Source organism: Frankia sp. CeTa3Moorea (genome assembly GCF_978021225.1).
On the sequence record NZ_CDXDOR010000034.1, the window covers coordinates 1 to 20,396 of the forward strand.

Below are 20,396 nucleotides of genomic sequence, written 5' to 3' on the forward strand. Positions count from 1 at the left end.
TCAGATCCCCGAATCCTTGATCGACGGCCGTAAGTTCGGTCTGAAAGCCACGACAAGATTCGGAACGAAGCTGGCGGGAGTTGACGCGGCGGGTACGTAGCCGCCGCTGCGCCCAGGTGATCGCCTCTGCGGGACACGGCATCGGCCGAGTGCTCCTGGTAGAAGCGGACGGCGAGGAGGCCGGCCGTGACATCCTCGATCGGCCGCCGGCTGGCAACCACGGCTGCGACGCCCGGTTGGATCAGGGCGTCGGGGCGGGGCGGCGGCTTTCTCGGGGCGCCGTGCTGCGGCGACTCCCGAGTCGCGGGCGGACGCAAACCGTAGCCGCGCACCTCATGGTGCCGACGGTCCGCTTCGTGAGGGAGGCGAGCGGCAGGTAGCTGTCCAGCGGCCGGTCTCGATACCCGGTCCCGCGGCAGGTGAAGTGCAATGTGGTGTGGCTGCGCGTTCCGCGTGGCACCGCAGCCACACGAGGGGCCGGACCGGAGCACACGCAGGGAGTGGGCCGTCCAACTCAGGCTACGAGCCCAACCGTGACGATCTGCGGCCAGGCCGACCTCGCCCCCTTCTACTCCATCCTTCCGACACCCGCTGGTCGAGAACCATGGCGATGAGGAGCGCCAACGGGTCCTTGGTCAGCAGTTCGTCGGCCTCGTCGATCTGACTCAGGTGCAGTCCCACGGCACAACCGTAGCCGAGCGCCTGGCGGCAGCCTGGCCGCCGCGGTCGCGCTCACCCAGGCGGTATTGCCGCAGATGCGCCAGCAGCGCCGCGGCGCGATCGTCCAGCTGAGCAATCTGGGCGGCCAGATGTCGTTCGCAGGGTTCTCGGCGTACAGCGCGACGAAGTTCGCCCTGAGGGCTGGTCGGAGGGTCTGGCCGACGAGGTCCGCCCGTTCGGTGTCAACGTGCTGATCGTCGATCCGCACCGGCCTGTTCGACCCGACGCGCCGGATGTTCAGCACCGACCAGGGGGTCGACGCCGCGCTCAGCCATCTCGACGCGGTGCGCGCCGACATCGGCGGCTGGGAGACAGCGGCACGGACACAGCGCTCGGCACCGCCAGGACGTCGTAGCGCCCGTCCACCGACGCGGCGGCAGAGACCACAGATCCTCGTAGTGCCGCTGGCCATGGGCGACGCCGGGTGATGGTCTACTCGGCGGGCAGTACATCGGCCTCCCAGGGGTTGACCAGCTCCAAGCCCAGGCCGGTGAAGTCGCTGGTGTTGCGGGTAGCCAGGACGGCAATGCGGGATCGACAGATAGCCGCGATCTGGGCGTCGAAGCCGCTGATCGGAGTCCCGGCTTGTTCACGCTCGACCACGAGGCTGGCGTAGTGGCGGGCCGCCGTGACGTCGAAGGGCAGGACTCTGTCCTGGAACGCCGAGAAGACATCGTCCGCGGCTGCCATCAGCAACTCGCGGCGGCGGCCAGATGGCAGTCGGACAATGCCGTAACGGACCTCGGCCACGCTTATCGAGGTCGTGTTCAAGGCGTCACCGGGTCGGCTGGTTACCCACCTTACGACGCGGTCTGCTGGTACTGCGCGCATGAGCTCGGAGATGACATTGGTATCGAGAACGATCATTCTGAGGGTGGCACCCGGTCACGTGAACAGGTCCGCCGCCCGCGGTGCCTGTGTCCGCGCTGGCAGCTGGAGGTCGACGCCACCAAGCGCGCCGAACCGGGCGAGCAGGGTCTGAGCGAAACCGGCAGCGTCCTCGGGCTCGCTGACCGCCTCGGTGAGGATCGCACGGATCTCGGCCTCCATCGAACGGCCGTGGTGCGCCGCACGTATGCGCAGTCGCTCCCGCACACCGTCATCGAGGTCTCGGATGCTGACCGCAGCCATCGGGACCACCTCCTGATAGCAATGCTAGCACGGGCGGACTCCGGCGGCACCGTCGCGCCGCCGGTCAGATAGTCATGCGGCTACTGCTGGCTGTTCGAATATCAGGTCGGTTCCGTCGACGGTGGTCGACACGCCGATCGGGAAGGTGGGCAGCGGGTCGGTGTGACCGCCTTCGACGTGCGCGAGGACGGGATAGCTGCCGGCAGCCACGTGGTGCAGGACGAGGCGGTGATAGTCGTTGCTGGTGTTGTCGTCGAACCGGTAGGGGCAGATAGGGCTATCAGCGGTGCTGTGATCATTGGAACGCGCGCGTCAGCTGGAGGAAGTCGCAGGCTTCGTCATCGGACTGGCATTCGCGGCTTTGACCCCGCTTCCTCCGTCCCCCGCGTCCCGACGGGAACCCTGTCCGCATGGCGAACGGGTGGACGACCGACCCGGACGACCGGACCCGCAATGTGGACAGCCCGCGATCAGGCGGACGCGGACCGTTCCATCCCACTCCATGTTTCCGAGACCGGCTGGTCCAGCACTATCCCAATGAGCCGCGCCAACGGGTCGTTCGTCAGCAGCTCGTCAGCCTCGTCGATCTGGCTCAAGTGAAGTCCCACCGTCATCACGATAGCCACAGGCCCAGCCGTCGATCCGCTGGCCAGCACAGCGCGGTCGACGTCGTCCGTACTATCGTGAGTCGCTGACCGAACGGCTACGTGAGCGCATCGCTGGGCGGGCGCCCGCGCAGCAGCGCGATGTCGGCAAGGCAGCCCCACCGAGCGCCAAGCTCACCGCCAGATCCGTCAGCACCTTCGCGATCATGCCCCGCCGCCAGCGCCCGTCACGGCGCCAGTGCCGCCACCCGGCCCGGACACCCGAACCGTCTCGGAGCAGCAACCCATCCGCCGATGACATGACATCCCGCCCGCGACAATGTCGACACGGACAGACCCAGACGCACGACGGCGAACAGGGCAGTTCGGCCCGAGGCAGGGGTCAGCCGCGCTGGAAGGCGCTCCGGTGGGCTTCGAGCCAGGAGCGCAGCGACCGGGCCCGGTGACCGGTGATCCACTCGACCGTGTTGGTGACGGGGGCGGTCTGGCCGATGGTCGCCGCGGCCACGTCGAGCAGCGTTGCCAGGATCGGACGGGGAATTCGGCCCTGGTCGAGGTCCAGTGCCTCCTCCCGGGTCACGTCCTCGACGGTGACGTCGGCACCGAGCACGTCGCCGATGATCGCGACCGCGTCCCGCAGGCGCATCGGCTCCGGTCCCGTGAGGATCTGCATCCGGGAACGGAAGGTCTCCTGGGTAAGGAGGTGGGCGGCGACCTCGGCAATGTCGTCGGGATGGATCGGCGTGACAGGGCGTCCGCGAACGCCATCGCGACCCGTCCGCTGGTCTGGATCTGATCTGCCCAGTCGCGCCGGGTATTGGTCGCGAGCCAGCTCGGGTAGAGCACCGTGTGCGAGAGACCCGACTCGGCCACGGCCCGCTCGATCCCGCGGTGAATTTGCCCGATGGGCCGGTCGAACTCCCCGACCTCGTAGGCCGCCGGCGAGGACAGCAACACCACGTACTGCACGCCCGCGTCCACGGCCGCCGCCACGAAGGCCTCGACAGTACCGATCACCGGATAGAGGAAGACGGTCTCGACCCCTCGCAGCACCTTCGCCGCCGACGGCCCGGGGTCGGCAAGGTCGAGTTCGGCCAGCTCGACGCCGGCGGGCAGCCGTAGGGTCGTCGCATCACGGGACGAGCCACGAACTGGGTGGCTCGACCCGGCCAGCGTGGCAACCAGACACGACCCGATGTTCCCGCTGGCGCCTGTGACAAGGGTGGTCATGACTCTCCGATCACGCAGGTGCGACATCTGAGATTACCTTTGGATGCAAAGCATCTTTGATTGCAAAGGTAAGGGAGGCGAGGAGGGCCATGTCAAGCCGGAGCGAGGACGAGCTCGATGTGGACCAGGCTGTCCGCGCGCTGTTGCTACTGATGCCGCGGCTGGTCGGGCGGGCGAAACGGACGCCGCCGCCCGCCGAGCTCGCCGGCCTGGCGCTCGGCCCACGGCACCTGTCCCTGCTCTCTTACCTGCTGCTTGACGGCCCCACCACCGTCAACGCACTGGCCACGCGGCTGGAGGTCGCGCCCACGACCGTCAGCCTGATGGTCGCCGACCTGGACCACGCCAAGATCGTCGAGAGGCACGAGGATCCCGGCGATCGCCGACGCCGGATCGTCAGTATCACCGTCACGGGCCGCCCCGTGATCGAGGGATGGCTCGGCCCGGGCACCCGCGCCTGGCGGGAGGCGCTCCAACCGCTGACCCCGGCCGAACGCCACCTGGTCGTCAGCACCCTGCGCGCCTACGAACGCGCCGCCGGTGAGGGCGCCTCCGACCCGAGTTGAGTACGACACCACAATGCCCGCGGTGCGCGCCGAGAAGCTGACACGGTCGCCGCTGTGATCTCTGGCTCCGGCAGTCGCGGGCCGGAGCCAGGCCCCACGCGGTCAGACGGGCATGGAGCCGCCCGTCCCGCTCGTTCTTTCCGACACCCGCTGGTCCAGAACCATCCCGATCAGCAGCGCCAACGGATCGCTGGTCAGCAGGTCGTCTGCCTCGGCGATCTGGCCCAGATGCAGGCTCACGCGGTTCACGGTAGCCGGATCGTTCAGGATGCCTTACCACGGCTCGTACCGCCTCGAGGGCTGACGCGGGCGCCTGGACCTGCCCTACCTGCCCTGGACTGACGGTCCCCGGCACGGCCGGCGTGCCGCTGGTGTCGTCCAACCCGCGCCTGCGGGCTTCAAGGGCAGGCACGAGGTCCGTATCACGGCTGAACAGGACTCCGACGTCGCAGGCGCTCTCACAGGCACGATGCACGAAGTCCCGTACTCCCACCAGATCGCTTCGCGATCTGGTGGGTCCCCCGGCGGGGACAACCGTAGCCGACGACGTCGCGACGGCCACATCGCTGGTAGCGACGCATGTTGCGCGCATGATCGCCCTTTGACGTCATTGGAACGTGATTTCAACGTTAGAATGACGTCATGACTACTGCTGAAGAGATCACGACCAACCTCACCATCCGGGCGCTCCCGGCTCGGGTGCGCGCCACTCTGGCCGCACGGGCGAAAGCACGCCGGCAGTCGCTGAACGCCTATGTGCTCGACGTACTCAGCCGCGAGGCGACTACCCCGACCATGGACGAGGTGCTCGTCGACATCGACAACACTCGCGCCTCCGTAGGGCTTACCACGGACGACGCGGTCGCCGCCGTACGCGCGGTCCGTGATGCGGAGGAGGCGCGGTGGGGCTGATCGTCGTCGACGCATCCGTGATCGTCGATCTACTCGCGGGAGACGACAGCCCTCGACGCAAGGCGGCGAGGGATCGGATGGCCGGCGGCGACACCTCCTACGCCCCCGCTCACCTGGACATCGAGGTTATCTCGGCACTCCGCAGCCTGGCCAGACGTACAAGCGGTCTCGCCGAGCACGCCCCGAATCTCCTCACCAACCTGATCCGTCTACCGATCCGTCGCGAACTGCTCGGCGGGCCGACCGCCCAACGCGTCTGGGAACTTCGACAAAACATGACCGCCTACGACGCCGGTTACGTCGCACTGGCTGAAAAGATCAACGCCGTCCTTCTCACCTGCGACGCCAAGTACGCCGCCGCGGCTGGCCCCCGCTGCGCCATCGAACTGATCACATAGGTCGTCATCCTTCGGGAGCCCGTGCCCTAACGATACGTCACCAGGAATACGCGGACCACCCAATCCCACTATCCCACTCCATGGTTCCGATACTGGCTGGTCCAGGACCATTCCGATCAGCAGCGCCAACGGGTCGTTCGTCAGCAGCTCGTCCGCCTCGTCGATCTGGCTCAGGTGCAGGCCCATGGCCGATACCTCCTTGGCGGCAAGCCAGACCCCGTCGATCGTGCACGTCATGGGCACTAGCCGCCGCCCCAACGCCAACCACAGGCGGACGCAGAGCCGGTCCGGCGCCTGCACCCAGGGCCTGGATGCGGGGTACCTGACACAGCCTAACAAGGCTCCTACAGCCTCACAACATCATGCTAGGCTATGTCAGGCTCACTGGGAGGCTGACACATGCAGGCAGCAGAACTGGCCGAGTTGGTTGCCGCGCTTCGCCGGATCGGTCGCGACGACGCAGGACTTGAGGTCAAGCTGGCGTCAACCGACAAACTGCCCAATGAGACCGCACAGACCCTGTGCGCATTCGCAAACACTCCAGGCGGAGGCACGCTGATCTTAGGCCTCGACGAGGGACGCGGGTTCGCGACCACCGGTTGCGAGTACGCCGCGAAGCTTTCCGCCGACATCGCGGGACTGTGTCGAGATGCCCTCCATCCACCCCTCGTGCCGCTGATCAGCCTGCCGCAGTTCGAGGACAGGACCCTTGTCGTCACCGAGGTGCCGGAGCTCGACGCAGCAGACAAGCCCTGTTACCTGCGGAGCAAGGGGCAGCCAAACGGTTCATATATCCGCATCTCGGATGGAGATCATCGGCTCTCGTCGTACGAGGTGAGCCAATTATTGATCAACCGGGGCCAGCCGACGTTTGATCGGGAGCCCGTCGAAGAAGCCAGACGAGTCGATCTGGACGACGAACTCGTCACGGATTTTCTGCGGGAGCTTCGCCGGTCCCGACCGACGTTGGCACGCCGGGACGACGATGATCTGCTCCATCGGTGCGGCGTGCTGGTCAAGAGCGCGCTAGATACCCAGCAGCTTGTGCCATCGCTGGGCGGGCTCCTCGCGCTCGGCCATGATCCGCAAAGTTTCGATGCGTTGCGCGGATGCGCGGTTACGGTGACCGTTTACCCAACGAAACGCAAGGGAGAGCCCGGTCCAGACGGCCAACGATTCCTGGACGACAAGATTCTGGAAGGGCCGGCCCCGATCCTCCTCGAGGAGGTTTTTGCCGTCCTGCTCGCCCGTATGAGCAGGCGCGGGATGGTGGAAGGAATTGGCCGAGAAGACCGCTGGGAGTATCCGCCGGAGGCCCTACGGGAGATCTTGGTCAACGCCGTCGCCCACCGTGACTACAGTCCGATGTCCAGGGGGACACGCATCCAGGTCGAGATGTACCCCGATCGCCTTGAAGTGATCTCACCGGGTGGGCTGTTCGGGCCAGTAACGATAGACCGGCTGGGAGATGACAACATCGCATCCGCACGTAATCGGGCGCTCGTCGATATTCTTGAGAACGTCCGTTTTCACCGAGATCGAAGGGCCCTGTGCGAGGGGCGAGCGACAGGTATCCCCAACGTACTCAGTAGCCTGCGGGAAGCTGGTCTCGTGCCTCCCGAGTTCAGGGATCGAATAAGCGATTTTCGAGTCATCCTACCGAATAGGACCTTGCTCGACGAAGGTACACGGGCCTGGCTGTACTCGCTGGTTCAACCGGGCATCTCCCCGACGCAGGAGATGGCGCTCGCGATACTTCGGACCGGCCGAGCACTGACGAGCGACGAGTACAGGATCGAACTGTCGGTAGACAGCAAAATCGCCCGCCGTGAGCTGGGGGATCTTGTCCACCGCGGTTTGGTCAAAATGGTCAACCAGCGCAGATGGGCACGGTACGTCCTGGACGACGCGGCCGAGGACTCAAATCCGACACTTTTCTCCGAGACCCCCGAGCGCCTGCCGCGACACGAATCCGCGAGGACCGCTCATAGTCAGGAGGCCCATGAGCCTAATCTGCGGAAACAGCGGGTTCTGGAACTCCTGGCCGTCGAGTCGCCCCTGACCCGCGCGGAGATCGCCGTCCGCCTTTCCCTGACCGACCGACAGGCCAGCTATGCGCTGACCAAGCTGATCTCCGACGGCCTGGTCGTCAGAACAACAGCGGCCTACAGCGACCCGAACGCCGCGTACCGGCTCACGAGCACGCCGGCCTGAGTACCAGGGGACACTTCGTGGTCGCGAGCGACATGTTCGTTCTCTCCGGACTCTGTTGGTCTAGCACCATGCCAATCAACAGTGCCAACGGATCGTTGGTCGGCAGCTCGTCGGCCTTGGCGATCTGACCCAGATGCAGTCCCACCACACAACCGTAGGCGACCAAGCTGCTCGTCGGCGTCGGCGTCGGCGTCGGCGCGGGCCGTAGGCCAGTTGAGGCGGTTGACTCTCCAGTTGGTGGAGGCTCAATGATCGGTTCCATGATGATCGGCCAGCTTGCGGTGAGCACCGGGCTCTCGGTACGGACGTTGCGGTTCTACGCCGACGCCGGAGTGCTGCCCGAGCAGGGACGCACGACGGCGGGATACCGGCTGTTCGGGCCCGACGCCGTGGCCCGGGCGCGGCTCATCCGCACCCTGCGCGAGCTCGGCGTCGGCCTGGACGACATCAAGCGGGTGCTCAGCGCCGAAACGTCGCTGGATGAGGTGGCCGCCGAGCACGTACACGCCCTCGACGCCCAGATTCGCGTGCTGCGACTGCAGCGCGCGGTACTGCGCGCCTTCATCGGATCCACCGACCCCGAGGAGCTCCAACGTATGACCGACCTGACCAACCTGACGACCGAACAACGTCGGCGGATCATCGACGACTACCTCGACGCTGTCTTCGGCGACAACCCCAGCGCTGTCGCCGACAAGCTGGCCATGGGCGCACCCGAGCTGCCCGAGGACCCGACCCCGGAGCAGGTCGCAGCCTGGGTGGAGATCGTCGAACTGCTGCGCGATCCCGACTTCATCGCCACCAGCCGCCGGATGGCCGAACGAGCCCGCGCCGAAGGGCCAGAACCGGACGTGGCGCAGTTCGAGGTCGGCAAGGCTGTCGGCGAACTCGCCGGTCCCGCCGCCCGGGCCGGGGTCGACCCCGCCTCCCCTGAGGCCCTGACCGTGGTCGAGCGTCTCGAAGCCCTCGGCCCGACCCCGTCGGAAGACCGCACGCACGTGGCCGACCGCATAGAAGCCTTCACCGACCGCCGCGTCGGCCGCTACTGGACCCTCGTCGGCATCATCAACGGCTGGGCCCCCAACCAGGCCCCCAACGACATCATCGGCACCTGGGAGTGGTACGCCCGAGCCCTGCGCGCCCACGCCTGACGCCCGGACCCTCGCGGCTCCTCCGCCCGAGCGTCCGCCCCAAGGCAGGCGCTCGGGCGAAGATGAGCGCTGACGACTACCACCCGAGCGCTGCCACCCGTAGGGATAGGAGGTCTTCGGCGAGGTCGACGTTGGCGCCGAGAGCGGCGAGTCGCCCCAGCCGCCCGTTGTGTTCGACCCTCGTGAGCTGGCCGATGCGGTCGTCACCGCTGGCTGGGGTGGCCATGGCAGTGCCAGTTCAACACCGGGGCGGTCGCGTGAGACGCGGACGACCTGCTGATCGACGTGCCGACTAACCGTCGCGGTCTGGTGGTACGGCTAGTCGCCACAACGCGTTCCGAGATCGGGGCGCCCCTATCAGCTCGGCCTGCCCGATCCGACGCAGCCGCGCAAGCGTCTGGCGGGCCTGCTCGTCGGTAAGGCCGGCCCGGCGGGCAATGTCGACGCGGCTGGCCGGTGTGCTGGTCAACACAGCCAACACAAGGTCATTCCGTGTCCGTCCGCGGTCAAGCTGCTTCGTTGCCCGGCCGGCGTGGGGACTCAGCCGGTAGGTGGCGCTTCCCCGGTCTCCTTCCTGCACCAGCAAGCCGCGGGCGCGCAGTTCTTTGAGTTGCATGGTCGCCGTTCGACTGTCCGCGACGCCGGTCGCACCCCGGTAGCTGACGTTGGTCAAGGTCTCCCCGCGGCGAGTGAGCGCCAGCGCGGTGAGCTGCGCACCCGTGAGCCCGGCGATGTTCAGCGTGGACAACCAGTCCCTGGTCTCCTCGTCGAGCAGCGCGTGGTTGGGAATCGTCACGGTGAAGGCCGCGATGTCGTCCTCGAAGACCGGCGGCTCCATGCCCGCCTCGGCGAGCGCCGCACGGACGCGCGCGATGCCGGTGCCTCGGTTCTCGCACACTGTCCGGCCTGGATCGAGCGGGGTGTCCTCCAGGATCTTGAGCAGGACAGAATTGCGTGATGACGGTGGCACTGTGCCGAGTCCAAGCTCTCGTAGGCTCACTGGTCCAAAGAGCCCGCCCGGGTTCCGGATCTGCAGCCGGTCAGGGTAGAGCTCTACCTGAATCTGAGCACCCTGGGCTGACGGCGAGTAGTCACGGTGCACCAGGCTGTTCACCAGGGTTTCTCGGAGCACCTCCTCGGGATACTCCCATTCATCAACACGAAACATTCCGGCGATAATTCCGCGCTGCTTCATGTGCCGTTTCAGGATTCCTATGACATCGCGCACGATCACAGGTATCGGACCGTCTACGGAACGGTTGTCCAGGAACCGCTCCCCACGCGGCCCCGGCCGGGCAGGATCAGGCGTCGGGAAGACCACCACCGTGGCGTTCAGTTGCGGGAAGTACTGCTGCGGATAAACTCCGAATGCCAGTAGGCCGGCGAGTGTGGGCCGAGGACCGTCGTCGGTCTCCCGGAACACGTTCAGAAGGCGCAGGACCTCCGCGTCAGACTTTTCCCCGAACACACTCCGTTGCTCCCGGACCCGGGCGATAAAGGCACGTAGCCGTTGCGAGTCGAGATCATCCTGTGTTGCCTCCGGCACGACGGAGGCATCATGCCGTGCCGGGGCCCGGTTCTCGAGGAGGAGCTGGACCTCGTATGCCGATAGCTTTCGGTCGCCGTCCGACATGCGGATGAAGGATGCGTCCCACGGGGCAAGCCGCGCCAGGTGGCAGGGCCGACGGTCCCGTGGAATCGGCGGTACATAGGCATAGAGAACCTTCGAGCCACCCATGTCCACGATGTCGACCAACGGTGCGACCGTTGGGTCCATAGCGCGACACAACGTGACGAAGCTATCCCGAATTGACTCCGGATCCACCAGTCCCGAGACCGCGAACGACGCCTTCTCGTCCACGCCGAGAAGGACCGTCCCGCCCTCACCGTTCGCGAATGCGCTGATCGTCTCGTGCAACGACTGGGGCATGCCGCCCCTGGCCTTCTTGATCTCGAACCGATAGTTGTCGTTGCCGAGCCGAGCCAGGTCACCGAGTGTACGGGCCACTGTCTCGCGGTCCATGACTCCCCATCAGGATGCCTTCGACGCATCAGGATGCCATCATGGTACCGCTCAGGCTGACTACCATGACTGACTACCATGAGCCCGACGCTGGACCCGGGTGGGCGTCGGCATGGCGGTGGGGGCATCGGAGTCTGATGACGGCCGTCCCTGCGGGGCATCACGGCTCGGGTGCGGGGCCTACGACCCCATCCCGCTCGTTCTTTCCGATACCCGCTGGTCCAGCACCATCCCGATCAACAGCGCCAGCGGATCGTTGGTCAGCAGCTCGTCCGCTTCGGCGATCTGGCTCAGATGCAGTCCGACGACATCACCGTAGCCGACCGCGGCGCGGCGGCCACCGGAGCCAGGTGAGTAGCGAGAAGGCGGGCGTCTCAGCCGCGGCCTTTCCTGCTCCTGGATCCGTTGGCCCGTGCGCGGCGGCGGGCGACGTCCCGCCGAGACGGCATACGTCCGCCCACCGACGGCCTCGGGCGCGCCGGAGCATCCTCGGGCCGCGAGGCCGGCTCGGCCGCCTGCCGGCCGGGCTGGGCGACCGCGTCCGGCCGATGCCTGGCAATGGTCGCCAGGCCGACCAGCGCCGCGGACCGCCCGGGCGAAACGTCACGCAGCATTCCCACCAGCGCCGCGCCTCCGCCCGGCCACCCCGCGGCCTCCTCGTCGAAGGCCGCGAGCATCGCGCGCTCCAGCGGGTCGTCCCCCGCGCCGACCCGCCCGTCGGCCTCGGACGGCCCGTCGGGGCCGGACGGCATCTCGTCGGCCAACAGTGTCGACCAGAACGCGGTCAGCTGGAGGCTGACAAGCCGATCACTCAGCAGGACCGCGCGGGCACGAGGCGGTGGCTCCACCTCACCCTGGCCTCCCCTCGACCGCCACGCCGCCAGCGCATAGGCGCCGATCGTGGGGTCCGCGACGGCCTCCCGCAACGCCGCCAGCAGATGCTCCTCGGCGCCGGGGCCGGGCAGCGGCGACGGGAGCGCGTCGTCCGGCGCCGCCTGGTAAGGCATGCCGGGGGCGAGCCGCTGCCGCGCCCACCTGTTGGTGTCGACCCCCAGCAGCTCGAAGACGGTCTGGTGCTGCCCGGGGCTCGCCGCGCACGCCGCGAACAGGTCAAGCCAGCGACGCTCAAGATCCCCCGCACCGGCCCACAGCAGCAGGCCGGCCACCCGTGCCCAGGCCGGCCAGGTCCCGAGCCATCGGGCCATCACCGCCGGCTCGGCGGCGGCTACCTCGCTCAACGTCGGAACGTCCCAGCCGGCCTGGCTCGCGAGACTGCCCATCACCCGCTCGCCGAGCCTGGACAGCATGATCGTGTCCCCGGCCCGGCAGACGAGGCCCAGCCCCGCCATCCGGTCGGCGACAAGCGCCGTCAGCCGCGCCTGCCGTGCGAGCTCGACGCGCTCGTCGGCGTCGAGCGGCTCGTCCAGGCCGATCAGGCGGTCCAGCTCGTCGTCCTCCGGCAGCGCGTACGCGCCCGGGGCAAGCGGGTCCAACGCCCGCATGCTCATGGCCGGTGACGCGCCCGGGTCCTCCGGGCCCGCGGGCGGTACCGGAAGGACCGGCTCCCGCGCACGCCGGATGACCCAGTCCAGGCCGATAGCCGCCAGACGTGCGACGGAGGCCGTCCCCTGCTGGCCGAACAGCTCGAGCAGGACCGGGACGTCGCCGTCGACGACCCGCTCGTCGCCCTCGTCCGAGGCGAACTCGTCGGGTTCAAGGAACGGACCGTCGTCCTCGTCCGACGCGAGGAACGGGTCGTCGTCCTCGCCCAGACCAGGCGTGTCCGGCTTACGCTCGCCCCGCTCGCCCCGCTCGGCGCCTTCGGCCGGCTGGCGGACGCCCTGGTCGCCGGCCTGCCTGTGACCGTCCCCGGTCAGGTCGGCGGCCATCGTGCGCACGGCCGCGTAGCTCGTCACCGCGAGGTTCAACAGGTCGTCGGCGTCGCCCTCCCGCCATATGGACCACGCCTCGCCCGCGGCCACCCGGCCGTCCTGGACGCGAAGCATCGAGACGGTCCAGGCGAACCGCGCGACGCGCTCCATCACCGACTCCGGCAGACCCAACTGGGCAGCCGTGTCCCCGAGGTGCCGGCCAAGCTCCGCCTCGCCGGCTCCGCCCCGCCTGTCCACCCAGCGGGCGAGGCCCGCCGCGGCCGAGAGCAGGGGAGCCGAGCGGACGAGCGCCGCGGTATCCGCTGTATCCGCGGTGTCGCCACCGTTGACGCCTGGAACAGGCACGCGTGGCGCCAGCGGCGCCAGGTCGAGGACCGGCGGCAGGCACCCGCCGTAGTCTTCCCGACGGTCGCTCAGCTCCGCCACGATCGGGCCGACCAGGATGTCCTCCGACGGCGCAAGATCGCGGAACTCCTCCCGCAGGGCCTTGCTAAGCCCCGCCGCCGTGACACCATCGATCACGCGGTCCACCCAGGCCTCGATCCGCGCCAACGCGGACTCGTCTGTGCCGTCCTCCTGATAGAGGTACGGCAGGTAGAAGGCTCTGACGCCAAGCTCCACGCCGGACCGCACGGTTTCGGAGAGCTGGCCGACGACTGCCGCGCGCGCGTGCCGCGTGGACGCCGCCCTCGTCGGCTCGGTCTCGTCGGGAGCGGTCGTCGCGGCGAGAAAGGCGGCCTTCCGGTCCGCCAGGGGACGCCCGCGGTAACGCGCGAGCCAGACGCGTACGGCGGACTCGTCGGTGACCTCAACGCCTTCGTCACGCATGAGCCGGGCGTAGAAACGCTCCCAGGTCGTCCGTTCCGGCGCGAAGAGCGCCTCTTCGTAGTCCGCGGTGGCCTCGTCGACAGCCGCGTGGAGCTTCGCCAGTTTCTTCGCGCTCAGCAGGCGAGCCGCGTGCTGCTCGTCCGCCAGAGCCTTCAGCACGCGAGCGCAGACTGCCAGGTCGTCCCGGGCCGGCGCCGCGAGCGTCGCGAGGCTCCCGGTCAGGATCTCCCTGGCCAGCGCCGCGGTGATCTCCGGCAGCCCGGCCCGCACCCGCGAGTCCCTGTGCAGCAGGACGACCGCGACCGTCGTGACGGCCGGCCCGGCCGGCAGGGCCTGGCCCCGGACCTCGGCCGAGCGAAGGAAACGGTCGACACCGACGCCGAGCACCTCGTCAAGCCCTGTCACCTCGTCATGTCCGGTCATAGCCCAGAGGTTTACCAGAGTTGGGTGAATCAGCCGCCGAGCGGTCGCAGCGGCCAGGCAACGAGAAGACACGGGGTGCCGGGTGCTCCGGTGGCCACCCCTCCGCCAGCGGCGCGGCCTGTCCGAGGGCCCCGCCTCGGCGAACGGTGCCGCGCCGTCCACATCCGCTCGGCCGTCCGCGCTCCGCCGCGAGCCGGGCCGAGGCGGTACGCGGTCAGGCAGGGCGGACCGCCCCGTTCCGCTCGTCCTTTCCGAAACCCGCTGGTCGATTTTCGCCCGCGGCGCCACCCACCCAGTGGGTCACGGACCGAGAAGTGCCAGCGGGACCACGGCGACGTCATCACGTCGGCGGTAGGCATGTTCACCCGCATAGATCACGAGGGCGTCGATCAGGTCTTCTCCGATGCGGTCTCGTAGCCAGTTCAGGTGCCTGACGTCGGAGTCCTCGACCCGGTCCGCCAGTTTCACCTCAACCGCCAGCACGCGGCCGTCCGAGTGCTCGACTATCAGGTCGACCTCGTGGTCGTTGTTCTGGGTGCGCAGGTGACCTACCCGGGCCTCGGCGGCCTCGGCGTAGGTATGCAGGCTGAGCGCGGCGAGATGCTCGAACAGAGCCCCCAGAATCGTGCCTGCCGACAGGACGGTGCTGCCCTGCTCGGCCCGCAGCAGCGCGGAGTCGTCAAGTCCGAGCAGCCGCGCGGCCAGCGCCGGGTCCGCCAGATGGTGCTTGGGGGACCGACCGAGCCGCTCAAGATGGTTTCGGGTAGGAATCCACGGCGGTACCGCGTCGAGCAACCACAGCGACGACAGGGCGTCACGATAGGCGAGAGTGGTCTCCTTGGCCGGCTTGTTACCCAGGCCGGGAGTCGCCGCATCCAGGATTTTCGAGTAGGCCGTCGTCGTCGACGTGGCTGCGGCATAGGCGGCGAGCCAGGCGCGCAGCACCGTCGGCCGCCGGATCGGGTAGCCCTGCTCGGGGAACTCCCGTTGAACGACGTTGTCCAGGTACGCATCCAGCTCGGCTCGACGCGCCCGCGGTGGCAGGCCGCGGAGGGCGGGAAAGCCTGATGCGGTGATCTCCTCGACGTAGTCCGTCAGCCGAAGCGAGGTGGCACCACCGATATCGCTGTTCCCGTGGAGAAGCGCGGCGAGGCTCACCGTCGGCGTGTCGACGTCTCGCTCGGCCATGCTCAGCGGGCGCATCCGCAACGGCACGATCCGCCCCGCGCCCGAGTGGACCACTGCCCCCCGCGGTGCGGAACTGCCCGCGATGATGAAGTGACCGGCCGGCGAGCCGGCGTCGACCGCGCGCCGCACGTGGTCCCACACCTCGGGAAGGCGCTGCCACTCGTCGACCAGGACCGGCCCCGGCAGCCGGGTCAGGACGGTCGGATCGGCGGCCATGATCTCACGCTGGCCGGGAAGGCTGAGATCGATGATCGACTCTGCGCGCCGCATCGCGGTCGCGGTCTTGCCCACCGCCTTCGGCCCGTGGATCGACAGAGCGCGAAGATGCGGCTGAAGTGCGTCCAGTGTGTCGTCGAGGACACGACGCCGATAGTCGACCACATCTCTACTCTACCATCAGCAGATACTCTACTCTTCCGATAGCAGGCTCACGGATCTGCCGATCCGACCTCGCAGGCAGCCCGCGACGGAGGGCAGCAGGGGGTACAAACGCGGTGCCGCGGACCAAAGCCTGGCGCTACTTGTCAGATGGGTGCGGACCGTCCCGTCCCACTCCACCTTTCCGAGACTGGCTGGTCCAGCACCATCCCGTTCCTGGGTCACCGAAGTTCAACCGGGCAGGACTGCCGCTGCCCCGGCCGAAGTCCCGGTACGCCTGCCGGGCGAGAACCGCGTGCTCCTCGGTCACCGCGACCACGTCTATACCTGCCACTCGCACCAGTTCATCGAACCGACGGCTCGCGACCGGGTCGCGCGCCGTCGACCACCACCGCGGCCGCTATCTGACGACCCAGGGCAACGATGCGGGCCACTCGCCGCTCACCTTCGTCGCGGTCGGCGCGCATCCGCTCCGGGCGTTCCCGGACAGCGACGAGCACGGCCGTCGTGACGGCGCTCAGCTGAGACTCCAGCGCTCGGGATGCAACCGGCGATGTCGAGAACCCGCGGCTGGCTCCGTCCCTGCGGTGAACGCGACCAAAATGGGCCGCACCAGCACCGAGGAGAAACACGATGGCTAAGTACTTGCTGCTCAAGCACTACCGCGGCGCTCCGGCTTCGGTCAACGACGTGCCCATGGACCAGTGGACGCCGGAGGAGATCTCGGCGCACGTGCAGTACATGAACGACTTCGCGGCCCGGCTCGAGGGGACCGGCGAGTTCGTCGACAGTCAGGCGCTTGCCCCCGAGGGGACGTTCGTCCGGTACGACGGTGAGGGGCGCCCGCCGGTCACCGACGGCCCATTCGCCGAGACCAAGGACCTCATCGCCGGCTGGATGGTGATCGACGTCGACAGCTACGAGCGCGCCATCGAGCTGGCCGGGAACCTGTCGGCCGCCCCTGGGGCGGGCGGGAAGCCGATCCACGAGTGGCTCGAGGTGCGCCCGTTCCTGGCCTCGCCGCCCACCATCACGGAGTGACCTCTCAGCTAAACGAGGCCCTGCTCCGGAGCATCACGCCGAGCGTGCTCGGGATCCTCGTCCGCCGCGGAGCCGACTTCGCGGCGGCCGAGGACGCCATGCAGGACGCGCTGGTCGAGGCGGTCCGCGTCTGGCCGGCCGACCCGCCGCGGGACCCGAAGGGCTGGCTGGTCACCGTGGCCTGGCGCCGGTTCCTCGACGCGACCCGGGCGGACGCCGCCCGCCGCCGGCGTGAGGACCTCGTCAGCGAGGAGCCGGCGCCCGGGCCCGCAGTGGACGACACGCTCCAGCTCTACTTCCTGTGCGCCCACCCGTCGCTGACGCCGCCGTCCGCGGTCGCGCTCACGCTGCGCGCCGTCGGCGGGCTGACCACCCGCCAGATCGCCCAGGCCTACCTGGTGCCCGAGGCGACCATGGCGCAGCGCATCAGCCGTGCCAAGCGCACCATCTCCGGCGTGCGGTTCGACCAGCCCGGCGACGTCGCCACCGTGCTGCGCGTCCTCTACTTGGTCTTCAACGAGGGCTACTCCGGCGACGTCGACCTCGCCGCCGAGTCCATCCGGCTCACCCGGCAGCTCGCGGCCGCGGTCGACCACCCCGAAGTGGCGGGGCTGCTCGCCCTCATGCTGCTCCACCACGCCCGGCGCGCCACCCGGACCGCGCCCGACGGCAGCCTGGTGCCGCTCGCCGAGCAGGACCGCGGCCGGTGGGACACTGAGTCGATCGCCGAGGGCGTCGAAATCCTGCAGGCGGCCCTCGCCCGCGACCGGCTGGGCGAGTTCCAGGCCCAGGCCGCCATCGCGGCACTCCACGCTGACGCGCCCACCGCCGAGGAGACTGACTGGGTGCAGATCGTCGAGTGGTACGACGAGCTCGCGCGCCTGACCGACAGCCCGGTCGTCCGGCTCAACCGGGCAGTGGCTGTCGGCGAGGCCGACGGCCCGCGCGCCGGGCTGGCGGCGCTCGCGGCGCTGGACGACTCGCTGCCCCGCCACGCCGCGGTGGCGGCGTACCTCCACGAGCGCGACGGCGACCTGGCGACGGCGGCACGGCTGTACGCCGAGGCGGCCCACAAGGCACCCAACCTCGCCGAGCGCGATTACCTGACGCGCCAGGCCTCCCGGCTCAACGCCCGCCGGTGCCGCTGACGGTCGCGCTCGGATTTATGTCACGCATTGCATCCTGAGCGGCAGCAAGCGTCCCCACCGCCGCCTGCCGAGCATCCGCCCGAGCAGACCACCGGCGGACACCGGCGGACACCAGCGGACACCGGCGGACACCGGCGGACGCAGCTCTAAACGGGCGACAGGTTCAGCCGGGCGAAACCCTCCTGTCGTTGGTACGGAAAGTACGGGTAGGGAGCGGTGCGGGCACTGGCCTCGTCCAACCGTGCTATCTGTCCCGTGCTCAGCGACCAGCCGACCGCCCCGAGGTTTTGCCGGAGTTGTGTCTCGTCGCGCGCGCCGATAATGACGGAGGACACCGTGGGCCGCTGGAGCAGCCAGTTCAGCGCGATCTGCGGCACGGCCCGACCAGTCTCCGCGGCGATCTCGTCGAGTGCGTCGACCACGGCGAACAGATATTCGTCGTCCACAGGCGGGCCGTAGTCCGCGGTGGCGGGTAGCCGGCTGTGCGCGGGCAGGGACTGGGCGAAGGCACGGCGGTCCACCAGGCCCTGGGCACACAGCCGGCGTAGCGCTTCGGTGAGCACTTGTCGCTCATGCCGCCGATTGCGGCACGCAGCTCGCGGCGCCGACGGGGGCCCGGGCGAAGGGCCGCTAGGACGACGGGGTCCCAGGTATGGGCGAACAGATCGGTCGCCGCCCGGATGCGGCAATCCGCGATCAGTTCCTCGCAGTGGCGTCCATGCTCGCTCATCCGCGCCATCGTCGCAGGTTCGGTACGCACCGATTCCAGGCCCCAGGGTAGATCGTCAGCTCCAAAGCAGCGCTGTACATGTAGTAACGTAGAGCGTATGACAGCGGCGGCAGATGACGGACGGCTCCGGGTGGGTATGCGCGAGCTCTCCCAGCGGACCGCCCGCGTGCTCGCGCTGGTCCGCGCGGGTGAGACGGTCGAGGTGACCGACCGGGGCAGGACCGTCGCGAGGATCGTCCCGGCGGCGGACGACCGCTATGAGCAGCTTGTCGCCGCCGGTCTGATCCGCCAGGCCACCCGTCCGTTCAACCTCGCGCACCTGCCGGAGCCGGCGGCAAACCCGACCGGCCGCTCCACCGACTCATGGCTCGCCGACCTGCGCGGCGAAGGCTGATGCCGACTCGGATCTATCTCGACACATCCGCCCTGGCCAAGGTGTTCATCGCCGAGAAGGAGTCGGGTGACCTTCGTCAGTGGCTCGCCGAGCAGAAGGAGCCACTGCGTCTCGTCTCCTCGGTCCTGCTCGCCGTCGAACTGACCCGGCTGCTCAGCCTGGTGAACCCGGCCCTGCTCGGCCCGGCGGAGTCCTTCCTGTCGACCGATGTGGATCTTGTACAGATCGCTCCACCGCTGCTCGCCGACGCGGCCCGCGTTCCACCGCCCCGGCTGCGCACCCTCGACGCGATCCACCTGGCGACAGCACTCGAACTCAAGGACTCCCTGGACGTCGTCCTCAGCTACAACAAGCTCCTCACCGAAGCCGCTGACGCATCCGGTCTGCCGGCCGTGTCACCCGGCGCCGGCCGCTAGATCGTTCGAGCGGCGGCCGGCAGCGCGTTCGTTCTTCCCGCAACCCGCTGGTCCAGCACCATCCCGATCAGCAGCGCCAACGGGTCGTTGGTCAGCAGCTCGCCAGCCTCGTCGATCTGGCTCAGGTGCAGGCTCATGCCATCACCCGTAGCGCCGACTGAGAGCGCACGACGCAGCGCGGCCCACGAGAATCATGCCACCGAACACCGGGCCAGCCCCGTCGGCGACATCGGCCACCCCTCTGTTTCCAGGCCAACACTGTGGTCCGCTGTCCGGGGCTGCGAAGGGCGGCCATGACGGCGGGAGCAGAATTGACTCATGAGCCCAACCAGCCGTGGTCGCAAGATGGCTGGGCCCGCAGGACGCCAGCGAGTTCGACCCGGTCGATTTCGACGCCGAAGACGTGAACAAGGCGCTGTCCACCATCCGATAACACCTCGGTCGGCAGGTTGACGTATCCCCCGGCACCAGCAACGTCGCGGCGTCTCCGGCCCACGTGACGCACAGACGCCTGGACGACACCTCGTTGCCAGACCCATACCGCCGGTGGATTCTTGGTCACCTCACCACCTCACCACACCGCCTGGAATTCGGGGGAACTACATGCCACCGGACCCGACAGACGTCACTCATCCCGCCTTTCTCGCCAACTATCTTGCTAGCCTTCCCCGGCCGGAACACGTACATGGCGACCCGGCCCGCAGTATCCGCGAGGACGACTTCGACGGTCACCACGTCGTCATCACGACCACCTACGAGATCACCGTCGACGGCCGGCCATTGAACGTCCACATTGGGGTTTCCAAAGACGGCACGGCACACTGCCACGGCCTGCCCAACTATCAGATCCCCTCGGTCGTCGACCTGGTACGCCTGATCATCACCGCCTTCCCCGAGGAGTTCTCCCCCGGAGCCTCGGGCGACGACCACGGCCCGCACGGCGGTCCGGGCGAGCACCATCACCATGACGCCCACGGCGCCCACGGCGAACTCCCGGAAGGGGCATGA

The 20,396-nt window shown here is 68.6% G+C and carries 24 protein-coding genes and 2 pseudogenes; 12 read left to right on the top strand and 14 right to left on the bottom strand.

From position 1 onward, the window contains the following. Positions 1 to 755: 755 nt before the first annotated feature. Positions 756 to 914, top strand: a complete 159-nt coding sequence (locus AC08OV_RS08790; protein WP_476613046.1) for an SDR family NAD(P)-dependent oxidoreductase — start codon at positions 756 to 758, stop codon at positions 912 to 914. 39 nt (positions 915 to 953) lie between these two features. Further along, entirely contained in the window at positions 954 to 1,148 is a 195-nt protein-coding gene (locus AC08OV_RS08795) for a hypothetical protein (protein ID WP_476613045.1), read from the top strand. Between the two features lie 4 nt (positions 1,149 to 1,152). Here the strand turns inward: AC08OV_RS08795 and AC08OV_RS08800 are convergent, their stop codons facing one another. From AC08OV_RS08800 to AC08OV_RS08820, 5 genes are all read right to left on the bottom strand, one after another. Beyond that, a complete protein-coding gene (locus AC08OV_RS08800) occupies positions 1,153 to 1,587 on the bottom strand; it encodes a type II toxin-antitoxin system VapC family toxin (RefSeq protein WP_462187110.1) in 435 nt (144 codons plus the stop codon). An 18-nt stretch (positions 1,588 to 1,605) separates the two neighbouring features. Further along, positions 1,606 to 1,851, bottom strand: coding sequence for a FitA-like ribbon-helix-helix domain-containing protein (locus tag AC08OV_RS08805; RefSeq protein WP_462203318.1), 246 nt, complete (start codon positions 1,849 to 1,851; stop codon positions 1,606 to 1,608). Positions 1,852 to 2,321: 470 nt separating this feature from the next. Then, complete coding sequence (locus AC08OV_RS08810) at positions 2,322 to 2,459, bottom strand: hypothetical protein (RefSeq protein ID WP_476613048.1); 138 nt, start codon at positions 2,457 to 2,459, stop codon at positions 2,322 to 2,324. Between the two features lie 379 nt (positions 2,460 to 2,838). Further along, positions 2,839 to 3,066, bottom strand: a complete 228-nt coding sequence (locus AC08OV_RS08815) for a hypothetical protein (RefSeq protein WP_476619528.1) — start codon at positions 3,064 to 3,066, stop codon at positions 2,839 to 2,841. After that, the gene (locus AC08OV_RS08820) at positions 3,033 to 3,686 is read right to left on the bottom strand and encodes an SDR family oxidoreductase (protein WP_476613044.1); all 654 of its coding nucleotides are present in this window, start codon (positions 3,684 to 3,686) and stop codon (positions 3,033 to 3,035) included. The genes AC08OV_RS08815 and AC08OV_RS08820 overlap by 34 nt, the downstream gene beginning before the upstream one ends. A gap of 89 nt (positions 3,687 to 3,775) precedes the next feature. Here AC08OV_RS08820 and AC08OV_RS08825 point away from each other — a divergent pair, with 89 nt between their 5' ends. Further along, positions 3,776 to 4,252 carry a MarR family winged helix-turn-helix transcriptional regulator gene (locus AC08OV_RS08825; protein WP_476613043.1) on the top strand — a complete coding sequence of 159 codons (477 nt, stop codon included), beginning with the start codon at positions 3,776 to 3,778 and terminating at the stop codon, positions 4,250 to 4,252. A gap of 102 nt (positions 4,253 to 4,354) precedes the next feature. Here the strand turns inward: AC08OV_RS08825 and AC08OV_RS08830 are convergent, their stop codons facing one another. Then, entirely contained in the window at positions 4,355 to 4,501 is a 147-nt protein-coding gene (locus tag AC08OV_RS08830) for a hypothetical protein (RefSeq protein WP_476619529.1), read from the bottom strand. A gap of 393 nt (positions 4,502 to 4,894) precedes the next feature. Between AC08OV_RS08830 and AC08OV_RS08835 the strand changes: the two genes are divergently transcribed. Together AC08OV_RS08835 and AC08OV_RS08840 are read left to right on the top strand one after the other, a co-directional pair. After that, on the top strand, positions 4,895 to 5,164 hold the full coding sequence (locus AC08OV_RS08835) for a FitA-like ribbon-helix-helix domain-containing protein (RefSeq protein WP_476613041.1): 270 nt from the start codon (positions 4,895 to 4,897) through the stop codon (positions 5,162 to 5,164). Further along, a complete protein-coding gene (locus tag AC08OV_RS08840) occupies positions 5,155 to 5,562 on the top strand; it encodes a type II toxin-antitoxin system VapC family toxin (RefSeq protein WP_476613040.1) in 408 nt (135 codons plus the stop codon). Before AC08OV_RS08835 ends, AC08OV_RS08840 begins: the two co-directional genes overlap by 10 nt. Before the next feature lie 90 nt (positions 5,563 to 5,652). Here the strand turns inward: AC08OV_RS08840 and AC08OV_RS08845 are convergent. Beyond that, positions 5,653 to 5,748 (bottom strand): annotated as a pseudogene (locus AC08OV_RS08845) (HhH-GPD-type base excision DNA repair protein); the annotation flags it as partial. 213 nt (positions 5,749 to 5,961) lie between these two features. Here AC08OV_RS08845 and AC08OV_RS08850 point away from each other — a divergent pair. Then, positions 5,962 to 7,776 (top strand): ATP-binding protein, encoded by a 1,815-nt coding sequence (locus AC08OV_RS08850; protein ID WP_476613039.1) that lies wholly within the window; start codon positions 5,962 to 5,964, stop codon positions 7,774 to 7,776. Positions 7,777 to 7,822: 46 nt separating this feature from the next. On the opposite strand, the pseudogene AC08OV_RS08855 reads toward AC08OV_RS08850, so the two are convergent. Continuing rightward, a pseudogene (locus AC08OV_RS08855) lies at positions 7,823 to 7,921 on the bottom strand (HhH-GPD-type base excision DNA repair protein); the annotation flags it as partial. Positions 7,922 to 8,036: 115 nt separating this feature from the next. Between AC08OV_RS08855 and AC08OV_RS08860 the strand changes: the two are divergent. Then, positions 8,037 to 8,927: a MerR family transcriptional regulator gene (locus tag AC08OV_RS08860; protein WP_476619530.1), complete on the top strand. Its 891-nt coding sequence runs from the start codon at positions 8,037 to 8,039 to the stop codon at positions 8,925 to 8,927. A 76-nt stretch (positions 8,928 to 9,003) separates the two neighbouring features. On the opposite strand, the gene AC08OV_RS08865 is transcribed toward AC08OV_RS08860, so the two are convergent. The 4 genes from AC08OV_RS08865 to AC08OV_RS08880 all read right to left on the bottom strand — a co-directional run bounded on the left by AC08OV_RS08865 (position 9,004) and on the right by AC08OV_RS08880 (position 15,662). Further along, on the bottom strand, positions 9,004 to 9,153 hold the full coding sequence (locus tag AC08OV_RS08865) for a hypothetical protein (RefSeq protein WP_476613037.1): 150 nt from the start codon (positions 9,151 to 9,153) through the stop codon (positions 9,004 to 9,006). Positions 9,154 to 9,219: 66 nt separating this feature from the next. Then, positions 9,220 to 10,950: an ATP-binding protein gene (locus AC08OV_RS08870; RefSeq protein WP_476613036.1), complete on the bottom strand. Its 1,731-nt coding sequence runs from the start codon at positions 10,948 to 10,950 to the stop codon at positions 9,220 to 9,222. A 374-nt stretch (positions 10,951 to 11,324) separates the two neighbouring features. Further along, positions 11,325 to 14,093: a hypothetical protein gene (locus AC08OV_RS08875; protein WP_476613035.1), complete on the bottom strand. Its 2,769-nt coding sequence runs from the start codon at positions 14,091 to 14,093 to the stop codon at positions 11,325 to 11,327. 300 nt (positions 14,094 to 14,393) lie between these two features. Further along, positions 14,394 to 15,662 (bottom strand): ATP-binding protein, encoded by a 1,269-nt coding sequence (locus AC08OV_RS08880; RefSeq protein ID WP_476613034.1) that lies wholly within the window; start codon positions 15,660 to 15,662, stop codon positions 14,394 to 14,396. A gap of 630 nt (positions 15,663 to 16,292) precedes the next feature. Between AC08OV_RS08880 and AC08OV_RS08885 the strand changes: the two genes are divergently transcribed. Further along, complete coding sequence (locus tag AC08OV_RS08885) at positions 16,293 to 16,700, top strand: YciI family protein (RefSeq protein ID WP_476613032.1); 408 nt, start codon at positions 16,293 to 16,295, stop codon at positions 16,698 to 16,700. Then, entirely contained in the window at positions 16,697 to 17,848 is a 1,152-nt protein-coding gene (locus AC08OV_RS08890; RefSeq protein ID WP_476613031.1) for an RNA polymerase sigma factor, read from the top strand. The genes AC08OV_RS08885 and AC08OV_RS08890 overlap by 4 nt, the downstream gene beginning before the upstream one ends. Before the next feature lie 146 nt (positions 17,849 to 17,994). Here the strand turns inward: AC08OV_RS08890 and AC08OV_RS08895 are convergent, their stop codons facing one another. Next, a complete protein-coding gene (locus tag AC08OV_RS08895) occupies positions 17,995 to 18,411 on the bottom strand; it encodes an aldo/keto reductase (RefSeq protein WP_476613030.1) in 417 nt (138 codons plus the stop codon). A 264-nt stretch (positions 18,412 to 18,675) separates the two neighbouring features. Between AC08OV_RS08895 and AC08OV_RS08900 the strand changes: the two genes are divergently transcribed. Together AC08OV_RS08900 and AC08OV_RS08905 are read left to right on the top strand one after the other, a co-directional pair. Continuing rightward, on the top strand, positions 18,676 to 18,972 hold the full coding sequence (locus AC08OV_RS08900; RefSeq protein WP_476613029.1) for a type II toxin-antitoxin system Phd/YefM family antitoxin: 297 nt from the start codon (positions 18,676 to 18,678) through the stop codon (positions 18,970 to 18,972). Then, the gene (locus tag AC08OV_RS08905; RefSeq protein ID WP_476613028.1) at positions 18,972 to 19,388 is read left to right on the top strand and encodes a type II toxin-antitoxin system VapC family toxin; all 417 of its coding nucleotides are present in this window, start codon (positions 18,972 to 18,974) and stop codon (positions 19,386 to 19,388) included. Before AC08OV_RS08900 ends, AC08OV_RS08905 begins: the two co-directional genes overlap by 1 nt. On the opposite strand, the gene AC08OV_RS08910 is transcribed toward AC08OV_RS08905, so the two are convergent. Next, the gene (locus AC08OV_RS08910) at positions 19,385 to 19,525 is read right to left on the bottom strand and encodes a hypothetical protein (RefSeq protein WP_476613027.1); all 141 of its coding nucleotides are present in this window, start codon (positions 19,523 to 19,525) and stop codon (positions 19,385 to 19,387) included. The genes AC08OV_RS08905 and AC08OV_RS08910 overlap by 4 nt on opposite strands. 466 nt (positions 19,526 to 19,991) lie before the next feature. Between AC08OV_RS08910 and AC08OV_RS08915 the strand changes: the two genes are divergently transcribed. Continuing rightward, on the top strand, positions 19,992 to 20,396 hold the full coding sequence (locus tag AC08OV_RS08915; RefSeq protein ID WP_476613026.1) for a hypothetical protein: 405 nt from the start codon (positions 19,992 to 19,994) through the stop codon (positions 20,394 to 20,396).

What these genes read in the sequence shown, in the direction of transcription:
- AC08OV_RS08790 (WP_476613046.1), top strand. Translation starts at nt 756, where the DNA reads ATGCGCCAGCAGCGCCGCGGCGCGATCGTCCAGCTGAGCAATCTGGGC.
- AC08OV_RS08795 (WP_476613045.1), top strand. Translation starts at nt 954, where the DNA reads ATGTTCAGCACCGACCAGGGGGTCGACGCCGCGCTCAGCCATCTCGAC.
- AC08OV_RS08800 (WP_462187110.1), bottom strand. Translation starts at nt 1,587, where the DNA reads ATGATCGTTCTCGATACCAATGTCATCTCCGAGCTCATGCGCGCAGTA.
- AC08OV_RS08805 (WP_462203318.1), bottom strand. Translation starts at nt 1,851, where the DNA reads ATGGCTGCGGTCAGCATCCGAGACCTCGATGACGGTGTGCGGGAGCGA.
- AC08OV_RS08820 (WP_476613044.1), bottom strand. Translation starts at nt 3,686, where the DNA reads ATGACCACCCTTGTCACAGGCGCCAGCGGGAACATCGGGTCGTGTCTG.
- AC08OV_RS08825 (WP_476613043.1), top strand. Translation starts at nt 3,776, where the DNA reads ATGTCAAGCCGGAGCGAGGACGAGCTCGATGTGGACCAGGCTGTCCGC.
- AC08OV_RS08835 (WP_476613041.1), top strand. Translation starts at nt 4,895, where the DNA reads ATGACTACTGCTGAAGAGATCACGACCAACCTCACCATCCGGGCGCTC.
- AC08OV_RS08850 (WP_476613039.1), top strand. Translation starts at nt 5,962, where the DNA reads ATGCAGGCAGCAGAACTGGCCGAGTTGGTTGCCGCGCTTCGCCGGATC.
- AC08OV_RS08860 (WP_476619530.1), top strand. Translation starts at nt 8,037, where the DNA reads ATGATGATCGGCCAGCTTGCGGTGAGCACCGGGCTCTCGGTACGGACG.
- AC08OV_RS08865 (WP_476613037.1), bottom strand. Translation starts at nt 9,153, where the DNA reads ATGGCCACCCCAGCCAGCGGTGACGACCGCATCGGCCAGCTCACGAGG.
- AC08OV_RS08870 (WP_476613036.1), bottom strand. Translation starts at nt 10,950, where the DNA reads ATGGACCGCGAGACAGTGGCCCGTACACTCGGTGACCTGGCTCGGCTC.
- AC08OV_RS08875 (WP_476613035.1), bottom strand. Translation starts at nt 14,093, where the DNA reads ATGACCGGACATGACGAGGTGACAGGGCTTGACGAGGTGCTCGGCGTC.
- AC08OV_RS08885 (WP_476613032.1), top strand. Translation starts at nt 16,293, where the DNA reads ATGGCTAAGTACTTGCTGCTCAAGCACTACCGCGGCGCTCCGGCTTCG.
- AC08OV_RS08900 (WP_476613029.1), top strand. Translation starts at nt 18,676, where the DNA reads ATGACAGCGGCGGCAGATGACGGACGGCTCCGGGTGGGTATGCGCGAG.
- AC08OV_RS08905 (WP_476613028.1), top strand. Translation starts at nt 18,972, where the DNA reads ATGCCGACTCGGATCTATCTCGACACATCCGCCCTGGCCAAGGTGTTC.
- AC08OV_RS08910 (WP_476613027.1), bottom strand. Translation starts at nt 19,525, where the DNA reads ATGAGCCTGCACCTGAGCCAGATCGACGAGGCTGGCGAGCTGCTGACC.
- AC08OV_RS08915 (WP_476613026.1), top strand. Translation starts at nt 19,992, where the DNA reads ATGCCACCGGACCCGACAGACGTCACTCATCCCGCCTTTCTCGCCAAC.